This is a genomic window from Agrobacterium sp. SOY23, from assembly GCF_027212525.1.
GTDB lineage: Bacteria > Pseudomonadota > Alphaproteobacteria > Rhizobiales > Rhizobiaceae > Agrobacterium > Agrobacterium tumefaciens_I.
The window spans coordinates 122,460-137,811 of the sequence record NZ_JAPWDT010000007.1 but is presented as its reverse complement, the minus strand read 5'-3'; the positions used below and the strand labels follow the sequence as shown (position 1 = coordinate 137,811).

At 57.3% G+C, this 15,352-nt stretch carries 16 protein-coding genes; 8 read left to right on the top strand and 8 right to left on the bottom strand.

The features are described 5' to 3' along the window. Positions 1–57 precede the first annotated feature (57 nt). From O3S81_RS19910 to O3S81_RS19900, 3 genes are all read right to left on the bottom strand, one after another. A complete protein-coding gene (locus O3S81_RS19910; RefSeq protein WP_269345975.1) occupies positions 58–681 on the bottom strand; it encodes a hypothetical protein in 624 nt (207 codons plus the stop codon). A gap of 2 nt (positions 682–683) precedes the next feature. Continuing rightward, positions 684–1,073, bottom strand: a complete 390-nt coding sequence (locus O3S81_RS19905; protein ID WP_269345973.1) for a hypothetical protein — start codon at positions 1,071–1,073, stop codon at positions 684–686. 174 nt (positions 1,074–1,247) lie between these two features. Continuing rightward, positions 1,248–1,559: a hypothetical protein gene (locus O3S81_RS19900; protein WP_269345971.1), complete on the bottom strand. Its 312-nt coding sequence runs from the start codon at positions 1,557–1,559 to the stop codon at positions 1,248–1,250. Positions 1,560–1,913: 354 nt separating this feature from the next. On the opposite strand from O3S81_RS19900, the gene O3S81_RS19895 reads away from it, so the two are divergent. From O3S81_RS19895 to O3S81_RS19875, 5 genes are all read left to right on the top strand, one after another. Then, positions 1,914–2,198: a YMGG-like glycine zipper-containing protein gene (locus O3S81_RS19895; protein WP_269345969.1), complete on the top strand. Its 285-nt coding sequence runs from the start codon at positions 1,914–1,916 to the stop codon at positions 2,196–2,198. Between the two features lie 201 nt (positions 2,199–2,399). Then, on the top strand, positions 2,400–3,074 hold the full coding sequence (locus O3S81_RS19890; RefSeq protein ID WP_095445557.1) for a response regulator transcription factor: 675 nt from the start codon (positions 2,400–2,402) through the stop codon (positions 3,072–3,074). A 1-nt stretch (position 3,075) separates the two neighbouring features. Further along, on the top strand, positions 3,076–4,425 hold the full coding sequence (locus O3S81_RS19885; RefSeq protein ID WP_269345964.1) for a sensor histidine kinase: 1,350 nt from the start codon (positions 3,076–3,078) through the stop codon (positions 4,423–4,425). Between the two features lie 289 nt (positions 4,426–4,714). Then, the gene (locus O3S81_RS19880; protein WP_269345962.1) at positions 4,715–5,908 is read left to right on the top strand and encodes an efflux RND transporter periplasmic adaptor subunit; all 1,194 of its coding nucleotides are present in this window, start codon (positions 4,715–4,717) and stop codon (positions 5,906–5,908) included. A 9-nt stretch (positions 5,909–5,917) separates the two neighbouring features. Then, positions 5,918–7,867, top strand: coding sequence for a MacB family efflux pump subunit (locus O3S81_RS19875; protein WP_269345960.1), 1,950 nt, complete (start codon positions 5,918–5,920; stop codon positions 7,865–7,867). Between the two features lie 340 nt (positions 7,868–8,207). Here the strand turns inward: O3S81_RS19875 and O3S81_RS19870 are convergent, their stop codons facing one another. Continuing rightward, positions 8,208–9,095, bottom strand: coding sequence for an NmrA/HSCARG family protein (locus tag O3S81_RS19870; RefSeq protein WP_269345958.1), 888 nt, complete (start codon positions 9,093–9,095; stop codon positions 8,208–8,210). Positions 9,096–9,184: 89 nt separating this feature from the next. Here O3S81_RS19870 and O3S81_RS19865 point away from each other — a divergent pair, with 89 nt between their 5' ends. Further along, on the top strand, positions 9,185–9,598 hold the full coding sequence (locus tag O3S81_RS19865; RefSeq protein ID WP_269345956.1) for a winged helix-turn-helix transcriptional regulator: 414 nt from the start codon (positions 9,185–9,187) through the stop codon (positions 9,596–9,598). A gap of 238 nt (positions 9,599–9,836) precedes the next feature. On the opposite strand, the gene O3S81_RS19860 is transcribed toward O3S81_RS19865, so the two are convergent. Then, positions 9,837–11,012 (bottom strand): peptidase S41, encoded by a 1,176-nt coding sequence (locus O3S81_RS19860; protein ID WP_269345954.1) that lies wholly within the window; start codon positions 11,010–11,012, stop codon positions 9,837–9,839. A 235-nt stretch (positions 11,013–11,247) separates the two neighbouring features. Next, positions 11,248–12,162, bottom strand: a complete 915-nt coding sequence (locus O3S81_RS19855) for a LysR family transcriptional regulator (protein WP_269345953.1) — start codon at positions 12,160–12,162, stop codon at positions 11,248–11,250. A gap of 109 nt (positions 12,163–12,271) precedes the next feature. Between O3S81_RS19855 and O3S81_RS19850 the strand changes: the two genes are divergently transcribed. Both O3S81_RS19850 and O3S81_RS19845 read left to right on the top strand, forming a co-directional pair. Next, positions 12,272–12,907, top strand: a complete 636-nt coding sequence (locus O3S81_RS19850; protein ID WP_269345951.1) for an SDR family oxidoreductase — start codon at positions 12,272–12,274, stop codon at positions 12,905–12,907. 61 nt (positions 12,908–12,968) lie between these two features. Next, a complete protein-coding gene (locus O3S81_RS19845) occupies positions 12,969–13,895 on the top strand; it encodes an alpha/beta hydrolase (RefSeq protein ID WP_269345949.1) in 927 nt (308 codons plus the stop codon). 256 nt (positions 13,896–14,151) lie between these two features. Here O3S81_RS19845 and O3S81_RS19840 read toward each other — a convergent pair whose 3' ends face one another. Both O3S81_RS19840 and O3S81_RS19835 read right to left on the bottom strand, forming a co-directional pair. Further along, complete coding sequence (locus O3S81_RS19840) at positions 14,152–14,685, bottom strand: peroxiredoxin (protein ID WP_269346312.1); 534 nt, start codon at positions 14,683–14,685, stop codon at positions 14,152–14,154. Positions 14,686–14,975: 290 nt separating this feature from the next. Next, entirely contained in the window at positions 14,976–15,221 is a 246-nt protein-coding gene (locus O3S81_RS19835; protein WP_080868767.1) for a helix-turn-helix transcriptional regulator, read from the bottom strand. Between the last annotated feature and the right edge of the window lie 131 nt (positions 15,222–15,352).

Below are 15,352 nucleotides of genomic sequence, written 5' to 3'. Positions count from 1 at the left end.
AGAAGAGGCCAGTGTTCGAAAGTTTCAAGACACAAGAGCGACAGGACACGCAGTCCGTCAGGTAGATTTGTCGAACGCATCTGCTTCGGCTTGGGTCGTGAAGGTGAATGTGATCAGTTCACTGTCATCGTCCTGACGGATACCGATTGCGGTCACAATCAACCGAGCGATTTCATCCTGGGCCTCACTTCCCGAACGGTACGACCCCACTGCTTTATCAATGGCTGGGCCAAATACCTCGCTGATTACACCAAGGCGCATATTGTATTTCATGATGATATCCCGATCCTCGATAATCGCCGCCTGTTCGGCCTTGGGGATGCCGGCATTGTCCATTGCGGTTATCGTTGCATTCGTCGCAAGCTTGATCGGACCTTCTCCCAGCCACCGATCAACCATTTGGTGGAACTGGAGCATTCGCTCGGCAGGAATTGTTCTCTGTACAGTGATCGACATTTGGGTTCCTTCTGAGCTTCCGTGTAACTGCGGCTTTCCGCTTCGCACCATTTGTGGCGCGAGTCGACGGTCACTATCCTGATATTCAAATCGCGTGGAGAGTTCCAGGTGGTTCAGGCAGGACCATTTGTTCGAGGCGGTTACATCCGCAAAAGGGCTTTGGGCCGGCAGCAGGCGACCTTTCGGGAGACGGCTTTCTGAAGTTTTCTGCTCGACCTTTTCCAACCTTACATCCTCCGTTGGGAAGCCTTCAATGAGCTGGAGTGTTCGAAAACGTCCGTGGCGTCACGCTGTTGCAGCAAGTGCCGACTTTCGGCCAGTATCTCGCGATACCGCTGGATCTTGGCCGCGCTCATCCTGCGTAAATCGTCCTTCGATACTGTTGCCGGCTGAACTGGAAAAGCCGCTTCGTTCTCCAGAAGGTCAAGCAAGAGATTTCGGATAACGACGTTTTCCTCTCGCAGTTTCGCAAGCTCGAGAGCCTTCTGGCTGGATGAAAATCGCCGCGCGATGGCTTTGTCGATTTCGTGTTCGACGAGAAGGGTCTTGGCAGCGTAGTACCGACACACAAAGAATGTCGCCACGAGCGCGCATAATGCGAAAATAATGTAGATCATGTCGACCTCCAGGTTAGCCTGAAAATTGATATTCGAGAGCCGGTTTTCAAGACGCAATCGAGCCAGTCAACGGCAATGACAGCGCCCTGGGGGCAGGCCTCGTAAATATATCAAGTCCCCCCCGTTTGGACGGCGACTATCACGCGCTCCGCAATCAGATGTTTCAACACCTTGTTACCGTAAAAGGTAGGTTACCTTCCTGACAGGGTATGCAAAAGGCTGACCATTTTCAAAGACGAAACCCTTACGGTACATGCAACTGCGCACCTCGGTAGTGCCGTAGGCGCCTGCATAGAGAAACGCCTGGTCATATGATGGGTAGGTTTCGAAGCTGCACCTGTCGAGTGCGGCACGATAGGCAACCTCGAGTACGTGGTTACCTGTCACCGGGACAGTACCATAAAGATGCAATTGGGTCCGTGCTTCCGCGACTGCAGCCGTAAAGGTAACGCTTAAAATTATGCTTAAAGCCAGCTTGAATTTCATGACGCGCCTCCGAAGAAATAATCGTGACGGCAACGGAGATTTCGTTCAGTTGGTTCCCTGGCTTAGAGGTATTTCACGATTGTGGCCTGTTATCTGATAACCTCGCGGGCGGAAGGGCATACCACTTTCTTCTCCGCCCAGAGCCGACCCAAGAGCTGACTTCAGCTGCGACCCTATTCCATACGGCTTCCGATAAGGCGTCACGCATCCTACACGAATTTGCGCTTTCGACCGGTGTCGATTGCGATGGTTCCCCGTAACTTCCGCGTAATTTTCGGTGTCCATACGTCTCCGCCTTGGTGCGTCTCAACGGTCGACGGATGGCCGTAGCAGCGATGGGTCGAAAGGACAGACATGAAAAAGATAATCTCAGGCATACTCATTTGTTTGACACTGACAGCCTGCAGCCGGACGGAAAAGGCTGCCGGCATTGGCGCGGCCAGTGGTGCAGTCATTGGCGGACTGGCAAGCGGCACCTGGCAAGGCGCTGCAGTGGGAGCTGCTGCAGGTGGCGTGGGAGGGGCCGTGGTGGGCAACGTCAGCGAACGTAACGACAGGAACCGCCGCGACCGCTGGGAACCACAGGACCGACGCAACTACGGCTGCAGATATCAGGATTATTACGGTCGCTGCCGATAAAGATTGTTGCCTGGGCGAAGCGCGGTCAAAGGCGAGATGGATACCGGGCGAACTTCGGTTTCGCTGGTATCTACGTCCGCAACGGTTTTCTGGTGTCCAACAACGGACATCAAGACCGTCGAGCTTATCTGAACCGGTTCCGCAGTTTTGCTGTAGAGACTATCGGGAATGATAGTTCGTGATTTGACTGGCTATGCGATTATGAAACTTCTACTTATCGAAGATGATCCGGAAATGACGGATGCGTTGAGGGTAGCTCTCTCGCAGCATGGCATCGTTCTTGACGCCGTTGGAGATCTGGCAACGGCGCGGGAAGCAATCGCTATGGCGGATTACGATATTGTCCTTATCGATCGGCAACTGCCGGATGGTGATGGCAGTACCTTCCTCGCTGATTTGCGTCGCGCGGGTTCAAATACGCGATCGATCATCATCTCCGCTCTGAGATCGACCGACGAGCGAATTTCCGGGCTCAATGACGGTGCTGATGACTATTTGCCGAAGCCTTTCGAAATCCCCGAGCTGATTGCCAGAATGAGCGCTGTGCTGAGGCGGGCGCCGACAACCGGCCCGTTCGTCTTGTCGGCAGGAAACGTCACCTATGATCGCGTTTCATGCGACGTGCATGTCAACGGTGTCCGGCTTGCGCTCACCCGCAGGGAACTGCTCATCATCGAAACTCTTCTGAGAAACCGAGGTCGTACCGTGTTGCGCTCGTCCCTTGAGGGGCAGGTTTATTCATTTGACGATGAGATCCAGTCTAACTCCCTGGAATCCAATATGTCTCGCCTGCGCCGAAAGCTTGGTGAAGCGGAGGCCGACATTGTTATCAAGAACATTCGTGGCATAGGCTACTACCTTCATGAGCAGAAATAGGATGACCAGCACATCCCTTCGCTGGCGATTCACTTTTGGTTTTATTGTCCTGCAGCTCTGCGCGGTCATCGCGTCGCTCAGCCTGGTTTTCTATCTCCTTTCTGGCATCAAGCCCGATGTGGCGATCACGTCCATCTGGCTGTCCCAGGAAATAGCAGACTCGGTCCGTCTCGAGCCGAATGGCCGCCCCCATCTGGTGCCGACGGCCAAGCTTAAAGAGATTATGGAGGAAGCGCCTGACCTGTGGTTCGTGGCAGACCTGGGCAACGATATCGTCCTTGCACACGGCGTGCCTCCCGGGAAAATCGCCAACAACATACCATTCTTGCGGACATTCAGAAGCGTCGAGCTCCATGGTGATCTGAATGATCCGTTGAGTGTCGCCCGCATGGAGCGTTTCGACACCCAGGCCGGTGAGGCAACGATTTTTGCTGGCGGTGTTTCGATGTCCCAATATGGTGTGACCGTGCTGTTGGGGAACCTTGCCATCGGCGTACCGGCGCTTATCCTCGTCGCCATCTCCCTCATTGGCGTTCCGCTTGTCACACGCTGGGCGCTGCGGTCCTTCAGCGATCTGACGGGGCGTCTCGACAGGATTGATCTCGATACACGCGGCGCCCTGGTGGAAGAGCGTGGCTTGCCCAATGAGGTGCTTCGCCTGGTGCGCGACATCAACAGGGCGCTGCGTCGTCTCGATAGTGGCTTCGAGGCGACGGAGCGCTTCTTCGTGAACGCGGCGCATGAACTTAGAACGCCGATCGCTGTCCTGCAGGTGAGAATCGATACCCTTTCACCAGGTGCGGACAAGACGCACCTGCAGACGGCCATCAAGCGACTTACAGCGATCGCGAACCAGCTCCTCGACACCGAGAAGTACCGGCAAAAGCCTCAGCAGAATGCACCTGTCGATCTCAACAGAGTCGTGTCGAAGGTGGTCGCCGACCTTGCTCCCCTGGCCATCGCCGAAGGCTACGAGATTTCGTTCGACAGCGACGCGGAAGACGTGTTCGTCCCTGGTGATGCCGAATCTTTGGAGCGTGCATTCGTCAATCTGGTACGGAATGCAGTCCAGTACGGAGGTGGAAAAGGACAGATATCGGTCAGTATTGAGGCTGACGGCAGCGTGACCGTAGCCGATCAGGGCTGCGGAATTGCCGGTGACAAGCATTCGCGCATATTCGAGCCGTTCTACCGGGTCAACCCTCACGGCTCAGGTGCGGGCCTGGGCCTCAGTATGGTCAACGAGATCGTGACCCGCCATGGAGGTTACGTCGAGCTTTCTTCCGCGCCAGGCAAGGGCAGCATCTTCGTGGTGCGCTGGCGCGACATGCGCGTTTTCCGTCACCCGTAGGGAGCTCGCCGGTTGCGCCGACTGGTCGATAAGACGGTTTCATTTGTGGATATGGCCGTTATCGCATTCAATGTCCCGCAGGCAATCTCTGGCATGCCATCAACATGGCAAGCACTCTTTGTCGACCCGTCGACTTTGCAATGGGCGCCAAACACACCAGGCGTGACAACGGCCAGGTAATGGCAGGTTCCTGACCAACTGCCAGCGGCGACGGCCACTCTCCGTAATTTTTGCGTAATTTTCGTGACGGAGAAAGCCCGCAATTCTCAATGGCACGGACCATGGCTTGATGACACGACACATTACCCGCAAGCGTCTGATCCTGGCGACAGTGACCCTTGTCGGTCTGCTGGTTGTCTGGGACCTGTTTCTGCGTCCGCCGGCGAAGCCTGAACTGGTGACCACGCAGGCGAGAACGGGTGACATTGAAGAGGTCGTGTTGGCGACAGGTGTTCTCGAACCGCTCGAACTGGTGCGTGTCGGCGCCCAGGCGTCGGGTCGCGTTGAGCATCTGGCTGTCAAGATCGGTGACGTCGTGGAGGCTGGCCAATTGGTGGCCGAGATCGATTCCCAGACCCGGCGCAACACCTTGCGGGACCGGGAGGCCGCATTGGCCAACATCCGCGCCGTCCATGCCGCGCGTATGGCCGGTCTGGTGAAAGCGAAGAAGGATTTCGAGCGCGAGCGGGAACTGCTGGCGGGAGGCTCGATACCCCGTGCCCAGTATGACGCGGCTGTCGCCACGTTGGACAGTGCGCGGGCGGAGGTCCAGGCGCTGGATGCTCAGATCACCCAGGCGCAGGTGGCGCTGGCGTCCGCGGATATAGAGCTGGGCTATACCCGCATCACCGCCCCGATCGCCGGCACCGTGGTGGCGATCGTCACCGACGAAGGTCAAACCGTCAATGCCCTGCAGACTGCGCCGACCATCGTCATGATCGCGCGATTGGACAGAATGAAGGTGCGCGCGGATATCTCCGAGGCTGACGTCGTGCGTGTACGGCGGGGCCTGCCGGCCTGGTTCAGCATTCTTGGCGACCCGAAACGACGTTTCGATGGGGAGTTGCACCAGGTGGAGCCGGCCCCCGCCTCTATCGCCAACGAGGGCAGCACTGCTGCAAGCGGGCTAGGCTCAACCAAAGGTGCTGTCTATTACACCGGGCTGATCGACGTCGCAAACGCGGACGGGGTTCTGCGGCCCTCCATGACGGCGCAGGTGTCCATCGTCCTGAGCCGCGTCAGCGGCGCCGTGCTGGTCCCGCTGAGTGCTGTGGAGGGTGCGCTGCGGGCTGGCGACACGGCACGCATCCGGGTGCTCGACGCGGCACGCGACGTCCAGATCCGGCAGGTCCAGGTCGGCATCGACAACGGTGCGGACATCCAGATCCGTAGCGGTCTTCAGACAGGCGAGATCATCGTCCTGGGAGCATCCACAGACGAGCGCACAGATGGTCAGTCTCAACTGGCCGCGGCGCAGCGGTAGGGCGGCGCCATGACGGAACCACTGATCCGGGTACGTAGGGTATCCCGTGCTTTCCCCGCAGGCGACGAGATGGTGCGGGTGCTGAAAGACGTCGACCTAGACATAGAGGCCGGTGAGATGATGGCCATCATCGGCGCTTCGGGCTCCGGCAAGTCGACCCTGATGAATATTCTTGGCTGCCTCGATCGTCCGACGGACGGCAGCTACTGGATCGAAGGGCGCGAGATGTCGAAGATGTCCGTGGACGAACTGGCTGCGCTACGCCGTGAGCGGTTTGGTTTCATCTTCCAGCGCTATCATCTGCTTGGCGATCTCAGCGCGGCCAGCAACGTCGAGGTGCCAGCCATCTATGCCGGACGCAGCCGATCCGACCGGCACAAACGAGCCATCTCCCTGTTGACCCGACTGGGCCTTGCCGAGCGGACGGGCAATATCCCTGGAAAGCTGTCTGGCGGCCAGCAGCAGCGGGTGTCGATCGCCCGCGCCCTGATGAATGGCGGTGAGATAATTCTGGCCGACGAACCGACCGGAGCACTGGATACGCACAGCGGCGCCGAGGTTATGAAGATCCTGCGCGAGCTTCACGCCGAAGGGCACACCATCATTCTGGTCACCCACGACAAGAAGATCGCCGACCACGCGGATCGGGTTGTGGAGATCAGCGACGGCGTTATCATTTCCGATGAGCGCAATATATCCAAATCCGCCGCGACGGCCCGTCCCATCCGCGAGCACGCGCCGGGCGCTGGCTGGCGTGGCGCAATTGACCGGATGGCCGAAGCTTTTCGTATGGCGGGCGCGGCAATATGGGCGCACAAGATGCGCTCGCTTCTGACCATGCTCGGCATCATCATCGGTATCGCCTCAGTGGCGGCTATCTCGGCACTGGGAGCCGGCTCGCAGCAACAAATCCTGAGCAGTATCAGTTCGCTCGGCACCAACACGATCGAGGTGCGGGCCGGTAAAGGCTTCGGCGATCTGGAAGCGGGCAAGATACGGACGCTGGTTCCCGCCGATGCAGAAGCGCTGGTGAACCAGCCCTATGTCGACAGCGTGACACCAGCCGTCACGACGAGCGTAACTGTCAAGCGAGCCGCCGTGGCCGTCAATGCGTCAGTCACCGGGGTCGGCGCGGATTTCTTTCGCGCAAGGGGCCTTGAGTTGGCGCAAGGACATCTGTTCGACACCCGGGATGTTACCAGCTACAGCCAGAATGTGGTGATCGATGCAAACGCCGCGCGAGACCTGTTTCCAGACCGGGTAAACCCGGTGGGGCAGGTCATCCTTCTGGGCACAATGCCGGCGAGGGTCGTAGGTGTGACGAAACGGGAAAACTCCTTCGGCCCGGCGGTTGATACGTTGACCGTTTATGCGCCTTACACAACCGTCATGGGCCGCATGCTGGGTCGTCCGAACGTCGACGGCATAACGGTCCGTATCAGAGACGATGTCGACCCGGGAAATGTCGAGGCTGCGGTTTCGCGCCTTATCGAGCGCCGGCACGGCGCGAAAGATTTCTTCCTCACCAACTCGGCGACCATTCGTGAAACCATCGAGACCACCACGCAAACCCTGACGCTGCTGATATCGTCAGTCGCCGTGATCTCGCTGATTGTCGGCGGCATCGGCGTGATGAACATCATGCTGGTGTCCGTGACCGAGCGCACCAGGGAGATCGGGGTTCGTGTGGCCGTCGGCGCGCGCCGCAGCGACATCCTCTCCCAGTTCCTGATCGAGGCCATTCTGGTCTGCCTTGTCGGCGGTTTCATGGGAGTCATGCTCGCCCTCGGGATCAGCGCTCTTTTCAATTTGCTAAGCCCAGACTTCAAAATGATCTTCTCCTCGAGCTCCATCATGGTGGCCTTTACCTGCTCGACCCTCATTGGAATCGTCTTCGGCTTTCTTCCCGCCCGCAATGCGGCAAAACTTGACCCGATCGAAGCCCTGGCGCGTGACTGATGCCCGCAAACGTTCGCTCGGTTGCGATGCGACGATATCCGTGTCCAGCGTAAACAGGGAGTATGACGTGATCGCAAAAGGCGGACTGCGCGGCAAGATCATGCTTGTGCTCCGACCAAGCCCAGCACGTTCAATGCGATCTCGAGGTCGCCGCATTCCTGGTACTTGTGGCGCCGTCGTATCTTTAAACAGGCTGACTTAATTGGCGTAACCTTGTTTGTCATATCAGCTCTAAGGCACCCGGCTACGGGAAGGTAACGATGGCAATGAGGTCGAAAGGCCTGGCAAGCCTGTCCTCGTGACGTCCCTCCCGGTTGGTATTATTGAAGCCGGCGTATCATCACGAGACTGATGCTGACAAGGCTGCATCCAGCGACCTGCGCCCATCGCCAGCAAGCCAAGACGCAAAAGTCAGCAGGTCGGGGTTGATTTCGCGCATAAGTTTCAGATCGACCTGCTCGGCGAGCGGCCCGTCTTCCAGGCTTTTTGCCATATGCGCGAGATCAGCGTTTACAGCCAAAACATCGTCCGGAAACCGTTCATAGGTGATCGGGCGACCGGCTGCTTCGCTGAAGGCGGCCTCAAGCCCGGGGCCGGTCAGTCGATCGCTGGCGATCTTGAGTGTTACGCCGTCAAAGCGGGGCTTGTCAGCAAACACGGCAGCGACAAACCTGCCGATGTCTTCCACGGCAGTAAGCTGAATAGAATGGTCGGGTCGGATCAGGGACACCAGCCGGCCCTGATCCAGACCGAAACCCGGTCGTACAAGCATTTCCATGAAAATCATCGGCCGGATGATTGTCGTAGCCATGTCGAGATGTCGAATATGGGCTTCGATACGAGGCTTGGCGTCGAAACGCGGAACGCCTGTCAGCTCATCCCCCACGCTGGCGCCCGACGAATAAACAAAATGGTTGATGCCGGTTTCTGCAGCGATATCCGCAATCGATATACCATGACGGACTTCGTCTTCGGCAGCCAGGTTGGCTGGCAGTACGCTAAAGACACCGTAAGCGCCTTTCATCGCTGTGTGGATTACATTGGCCTCTTCAAATGAACCCTGCACGAGCTCGACGCCTGCATTCCGCAATTTCAGAGATACGGCTTTGCTGGAATCCTGAACGAGCGCGCGAACGGGCCATCCCGCCTTCAACAAGGCTTTGGCGACAGATCCGCCCTGCCTTCCGGTAGCGCCGAAAACCAGAATGGGGTGCTTGCTATTGGTCACTTGAAACCCTCGCGTTAAACAAGGACCGTCTATATATATGAATGCAGTTTTGCCGGAAGACGGCACATTCTTCAGCATCAGGCACAAGGATGATACCCTTGGACGAACAGATCGATGCCGGCAGGTCGCGCGGATCAGAAAACGACAGACACTTCAGACCAATCCCGTCAAACGGGGTCTGCAGCCTGGTAGGTGACAAATGGACTGTGCCTGTTCTTTGGCGCCTTTCGCTCGCTGAGGATCATCGGCTCCGCTTTACGGCATTGAGAAAAGAAGTCGGTGAGGTCACCCAGCGCATGCTGACCCTCACGCTGCGCAATCTCGAGCGCGAAGGATTTGTTGTGCGTCACTATTTCCCCGAGGTGCCGCCGCGTGTCGAGTATGAGCTGACAGACATCGGCCACGGAGCCTTGCGCGCCCTTGAGGGATTTAACTTCTGGGTTCACGACAATCTGAACACCATCAAGGCGCGACGACGCGCTTACGACCAGACGGAGTTGTAAATCCAAATCCCCGAGCCGAGTTGAGAAGCTCAGAGGCCGCCCCAGGTTAGCAACGCTTGGCTAAGACCACTTTCCGCATTTTTCGATTACTCCCCTGGGCGACCGCTTTTAAGGTCGGAAGCTGATATGCAGCTTCGCGCCTTCATCCCGGTCGTTCACGGTTGCTTAATATCTCGAGAAGCGGCCGTTCGCCGCGGCGCATTCCAAGGTCGGCCAAGCGGACTGAGCCGCCATTCGTCTAATCGTTCAGGCTCTTTAGAACTTGTTGATAGAACGCGCCTTGTGCATTCTCAGCAGTAGACCTTGCGACCCATTCCCAATCCAAATTCAGTTTTCCTGCCGGGACCATTTGCCGCGCGATCTCAGCCGGTGTGGTTTCGTTGCTGGTTCCGTTCTCCCAGTCGTGAAAGGCTGATGAGTATCGAACGACCGCTCCGCTGATCGGTAGATCGAGCAACCCTCCCTCGGCAAAAAACATCAACCCGTCGCCCATTTCCTCCCCGACGAGTTTGAGTCTGCGTCCCAAACGATGTTTGAGAATGGCTACAAACACTATCGCTGCGGAAAACGTGAATTTGTCGACAAGCACAACAACCTGCCTGCCTGCATTTTGAGAGATGGCGTCGATCAAGGGCATCGTTTGAAGGAAGTCGCCACCGGTGTTTCCGCGAACGTCAATCAAGAGTTTTTTGTTCGAGCAGGCGCTTACATGCTCCACTGCGCCAGAGACGGCTTTCGGCAGCGCACTTTCGCCTGGATCGAAGAAACTTGGCAATAATATTGAAAGCCCAAGCCCCTGCCAGTCCTTAATCTCCACAAATCTCTCGGGTTTCCAGGCCGGATCAGCCTTGCCATGCTCGTTTCTCGGGTAGAGCATCGATGCAGGAACCGTATGCCCGTTCTCCACTTTCAAATCGGTTATCTGCCCATTCTCGTCTTTCACGCGATATTCCGTCGTATTCTCTTTTGAAGAAAACCCGAGGTGAGCCAATGCATACGGCCATGCGAGAAGAATCGGTCCGAGGACCCGTTTCCTCTGGCGCGTTCCCGCCAGAAATTTCTCTGCGGCGGCTTCAATTTGGCCCAAAGGTGTGCCGTTGACTGCTATCAACTCTCCTCTTGGCGCAGTTGTTTCCAGTGCGGTGTCAGTCAACTGCACCACCGTACCGACGCTCACAAACCTCAGCGGGAGCACCGAGATGGAATCGTTTGGGATCAGCCGTGTGTGTCCGTTGTCGGGAAGTGCGAGCAGGCGCATCGCGGAAAACAGAAAGGCCTCCTTGGAGCCCTCCAAAGCGCATCGTCGAGTGTCACAAATGCAGCTGTCTATCATCGTCTGTTCGATCCGCCGAAAGCTGGGATCGGTTGGCAGGACAGTTTCCAGAATTTTCTCGAGGTCTTGCGTCAGGGACATGATTTACGGTGCGCATAGTTGCTCGTCGATGTCCAGATTGGGTTCGAAGCTGTCCTTCGCCGCGCCGGTTGAACATCGGCAACGCGCCTTCATTTGGCCCGTCGTACAGCTTTGGTTTCCCCTAAAAGCGGATATCAACTCAAACGCATCTTGACGGTGACTTTTGATGGAAAATGGAAAATTTGGGAATCGAGGCGATCCGCCCCTCGCCAGCAGCCCATTGACGCGAAGCAGCTTACCGTTCCAATTGCCGTCGTTTTTCGACAAGAAAATCGACGAAGGCACGCAGTTTCGCCGGCATCTGGTCACGAGACGGCACATAAAGATTGAAACCCTCGAAGGGCAGACACCAATCCTCCATCACACGGACCAATGCGCCCGAAGCCAGATGCTGACGCACTGCAAAGTCCAGATGCATAACAAGGCCGAGTCCTTGGAGCGCGGCACTCAGCATGACGTCGTCGCTGTTGGTGGCGAATGTTCCAAGCGGCTGGTACAGCCGCTCCTCGCCCGACCGAGGGTCCGTTAGCTCCCAGCGGAAAACAGCCCCGCTGCTCGACTGGCGAAAGCCGAGGCAATTGTGTTTCGCTAGGTCCTCGAACAGCCTAGGGGGCGGATTGGCTGCAAAGTAGGCCGGTGAACCAACGACGGCCAGGGCAACAGGTGGCGTAATTGGTACAGCAATCATCGTGTCCGTAACACTTTCGCGCAGACGAATGCCCGCGTCGCAGCCCTCCCGCACAATATCGCCCAACCCGTCATCGATGAAGAGTTCGATACGCACTTCAGGATATCGACGGGCGAACTCTCCCAGGTGCGGCTCGATGAAATGATGTGCGACGACACGCGGCGCGTTCAGCCGGATTTCACCACTCGGCTTCTCGCGCGCCTCGCCGACCGCGACCACCGCATGGGAGATCATCGCAAGCCCTGGCTCGACTTGGGACAGCAGCTTCCTGCCGTCATCCGTCAGTGACACCGAGCGTGTCGACCGATTGAGCAGGCGAACACCGAGCTGTTGTTCCAAGGTTCTGATCGACTGCGACAGACCCGACGGGGAAATGCCAATCCGGCCGGCGGCGCGGGTATAGCTTCCCTCCCGGGCGACTTCCGCGAAAGCGGCGATGGCAGGTAGGAGATTGCGATCCATAGGCTCTCATTATGAACTGCTGCTTCAAACTCATTGAAGGATGCCTCCATTTTTCAGGGCCGTCGAGGGGGCTATGTTAACCTCATCAAAAAACGGCATGGAGAACGGCATGACGAAAATCCTGATCCTCGGCGCAAGCGGGCAGATCGCCCGGCATGTCGTCGATATGTTGGCGGAGCGAAACAGTGCCGAACTGACCTTGTTCCTGCGCGATGCGAAGAAGTTGGGCCGCAAGGTTCCTGCCAACACCCGCGTTATCGAAGGCGACGTTCACGACGCTGCCAAACTGAAGGAAGCCATGGGCGGCCAGGATGTTGTTTATGCCAACCTCGCAGGCGACGTAGATACACAGGCAGCCGCGATTATCGCCGCCATGAACGTTACCGGCGTCCGAAAGCTGATCTTCTGCACCACGCTCGGCATCTATGACGAAGTGCCTGGAAAGTTCGGCGAGTGGAACAACCGGGAGATCGGCGAGTATTTCCCGCCGTACCGGAAGGCAGCGGATCTCATTGAGGCATCCGGGCTGGATTATGCCGTGCTGCGTCCGGCGTGGCTGACTGACGCCGACGAGGTCGACTACGAGACCACCGAGCGCAACGAGCCATTCAAGGGCACGGAAGTCGCTCGCAAGAGCGTGGCGGCGCTGGTTGTTGAACTGGCCGCAGTGCCGGGCGCTCTGGGCAACCGCAACATCGGTGTCAACAAGCCCGATACCGATGGCGACAAGCCTGCCTTCATATGACCAAGCCCGCCCTTCGACTGGTGAAAACACCCCCTAATCTGGAAACCAAGGAGATCGCATCATGGAAACCGTGAAAATCCGCAACCACGACATGTACTGGGATATCGCCGCCGATATCCACTTCCCACCGAACTTCGACAAGTCGAAAAAATATCCGGCCATCATCAGCGCACACCCGATCGGAAGCTGCAAGGACCAGACCGCGGGCAACGTCTATGGCGTGGCGCTGGCCAGGGAAGGCTTCGTCGTCATCGCCTTCGACGCCAGCTTCCAGGGCGCCAGCGGCGGCGAGCCGCGCTTTATCGAAGACCCGACGCTGCGCGTCGAGGACTTCCGCCATGTCGCCGACTATCTGGTGACGCTCCCCTATGTCGATGAAGACCGCATCGGCGTCCTCGGCATCTGCGGCGGCGGTGGCTATTCGATCAACGCCGCCATGACCGAACGCCGCATCAAGGCAGTCGGCACTGTCACCGGCGCAAACTATGGCCGCCTGATGCGCGGCAACTTCACCGGCCTCAACCCGATTGGTGCGCTGGAGGCAATGGCCAGGCAACGCACCGCCGAGGCCCGTGGTGCAACGCTCCACGTCGACAATCTGCTGGCCAACTCCGTCGAGGAAGCACGAGCCGCCGGTGTTACCGACCGCGATCCGCTGGAGGCGACCGACTATTACCGGACGCCACGCGGCCAGAAGCCGAATGGCCTGAACCGTTCGCTCCTGTCACATCAGGCCGCCGCGGTCGGCTGGGACGCTTTCCATCTGGCGGAAGTGCTGCTGACGCAGCCTCTCTGCATCGTAGTCGGCGATCAGGTTGGCGCGTTCGGCGCCTATCGCGACGGCTGCGAGATCATCGAACGGGCAGCCTCGAAGAAGAAGGAACTGGTCGTCGTCGAAGGTTGGTCGCACTATGACCTCTATGACAAACCAGAGCCAGTCGGAAAGGCGCTGGCGAAGCTGATCTCTTTCTACAAGGAAAACCTCTGAGCATGGCCAAACGGTCGCCATGCACAGTGGCGGCCGCCCAGCATGCGCGAACGAGCAGCGTCGACATCTGTTTGAGGCCGGTTACTGAACGTAGCTATCCGGTAAATGTGTCCACCAGCGGACAGTCCGCGCCCGGCCCCATAACTGTCTTTCCAAAGGCACCTAAGCACGTGGGCTAAAGTGCCCGAAGCCGATGGATCTGTGCGGGAACCACAGAAGCAGCGTGCGTCTCGACCGTTGTCGGTACTCCGTTCAATCATGAGCGATAGTCTGCTGCCAGCCAAGCAATCACCGCGTCGGCATTCTCATCGGGCAGATAAACCGGATAGAAAACATGCTTGATAGTACCCTCTTCGATTATCATTGTCAGCCTCTTGAGCAAGGTGAACCCGCCGGATTCAAAAGTGGGTAAGTCAAGAGCGTTGGCCAGCGAAAGCGAATTGTCAGAAAGCAATGGAAAGGGCAGATGAAGCCGTTCTGCGGCCTCTTTTTGATATTCAGTGGTCTGAGTCGAAAGTCCGAAAAGACGACTCACCCCTAGTCTTCTCAACTCAGAGAAATGGTCGCGAAACGCACAAGACTGAGGCGTGCATCCTCTAGCTCCGGGTATTTCGTCCCATCCCTCAAATGCGCTGCCGTCTGGTGGACTAGTGCGTGGGTACGCATAGACTACGGATAGACCCGGTCCTTTGAGGTCAACAGTCGTGCCATCGGTCGCTTTCAGCGTAACGTCCGGTATTTCCATCCCCAGCAAACGGATCGCTGCGCTATCTTCCTGTGGGTTTTTCATATCACTAGGTTTTCGGCCATCTGCAATCAATTCAATCTCCCCGAGTTGCCAATCACGAGAGTCTGCCTAGATTTGCGCCACTACGGTGTGTGATTTGCCGGAGCGCTCACTGATAAACCCATCTTGGCAGAGATTCCAAAACGTCGCTTCCGACAGAAAATTGAGAGGCGCTTCGTCGCGAAAAACCAATTGACGATCGCAACATGCACGCAATTTTCTATTGGGATTATCGCGTACGTCGCAGTTCAGAAACTTCCTCGCTTCCCATGGGCAGATCTAAGATCGTTCGATTAACGCGGGTTCTTGAAGCGAACACCAACCCCACCGCCATTTTCTTCGATGAATTCGATTCCAGCATCTTCAAAAGCGAGATGTATTAGCTTCAAGTTTGCCGCGGTGATGGATGGTACTCCATTGTCAGCTTCAGCTCTTCTTATCGTCGATAATCCAACAGAGGCATGACTGGCCAACTCTTCAGCCGTCCATCGCTTTAGGGCCCTTGCGGCTCGAATCTGAGCACCTGTTATTTTCTTCATAAATCCACGATTTCGGGTTGAACTTTTTTAGTTCATGTGGCACTTTTAGTTTCACTTGACTGCATCTCGCGCACGAGCGCATGATGCGGCCTAACCACAATCATGCTGTTAGGGAGCTCGGATCATGGCTG

What these genes read in the sequence shown, in the direction of transcription:
- O3S81_RS19900 (WP_269345971.1), bottom strand. Translation starts at nt 1,559, where the DNA reads ATGAAATTCAAGCTGGCTTTAAGCATAATTTTAAGCGTTACCTTTACG.
- O3S81_RS19835 (WP_080868767.1), bottom strand. Translation starts at nt 15,221, where the DNA reads ATGAAGAAAATAACAGGTGCTCAGATTCGAGCCGCAAGGGCCCTAAAG.
- O3S81_RS19905 (WP_269345973.1), bottom strand. Translation starts at nt 1,073, where the DNA reads ATGATCTACATTATTTTCGCATTATGCGCGCTCGTGGCGACATTCTTT.
- O3S81_RS19840 (WP_269346312.1), bottom strand. Translation starts at nt 14,685, where the DNA reads ATGAAAAACCCACAGGAAGATAGCGCAGCGATCCGTTTGCTGGGGATG.
- O3S81_RS19855 (WP_269345953.1), bottom strand. Translation starts at nt 12,162, where the DNA reads ATGGATCGCAATCTCCTACCTGCCATCGCCGCTTTCGCGGAAGTCGCC.
- O3S81_RS19860 (WP_269345954.1), bottom strand. Translation starts at nt 11,012, where the DNA reads ATGTCCCTGACGCAAGACCTCGAGAAAATTCTGGAAACTGTCCTGCCA.
- O3S81_RS19875 (WP_269345960.1), top strand. Translation starts at nt 5,918, where the DNA reads ATGACGGAACCACTGATCCGGGTACGTAGGGTATCCCGTGCTTTCCCC.
- O3S81_RS19880 (WP_269345962.1), top strand. Translation starts at nt 4,715, where the DNA reads ATGACACGACACATTACCCGCAAGCGTCTGATCCTGGCGACAGTGACC.
- O3S81_RS19850 (WP_269345951.1), top strand. Translation starts at nt 12,272, where the DNA reads ATGACGAAAATCCTGATCCTCGGCGCAAGCGGGCAGATCGCCCGGCAT.
- O3S81_RS19890 (WP_095445557.1), top strand. Translation starts at nt 2,400, where the DNA reads ATGAAACTTCTACTTATCGAAGATGATCCGGAAATGACGGATGCGTTG.
- O3S81_RS19845 (WP_269345949.1), top strand. Translation starts at nt 12,969, where the DNA reads ATGGAAACCGTGAAAATCCGCAACCACGACATGTACTGGGATATCGCC.
- O3S81_RS19885 (WP_269345964.1), top strand. Translation starts at nt 3,076, where the DNA reads ATGACCAGCACATCCCTTCGCTGGCGATTCACTTTTGGTTTTATTGTC.
- O3S81_RS19895 (WP_269345969.1), top strand. Translation starts at nt 1,914, where the DNA reads ATGAAAAAGATAATCTCAGGCATACTCATTTGTTTGACACTGACAGCC.
- O3S81_RS19865 (WP_269345956.1), top strand. Translation starts at nt 9,185, where the DNA reads ATGATACCCTTGGACGAACAGATCGATGCCGGCAGGTCGCGCGGATCA.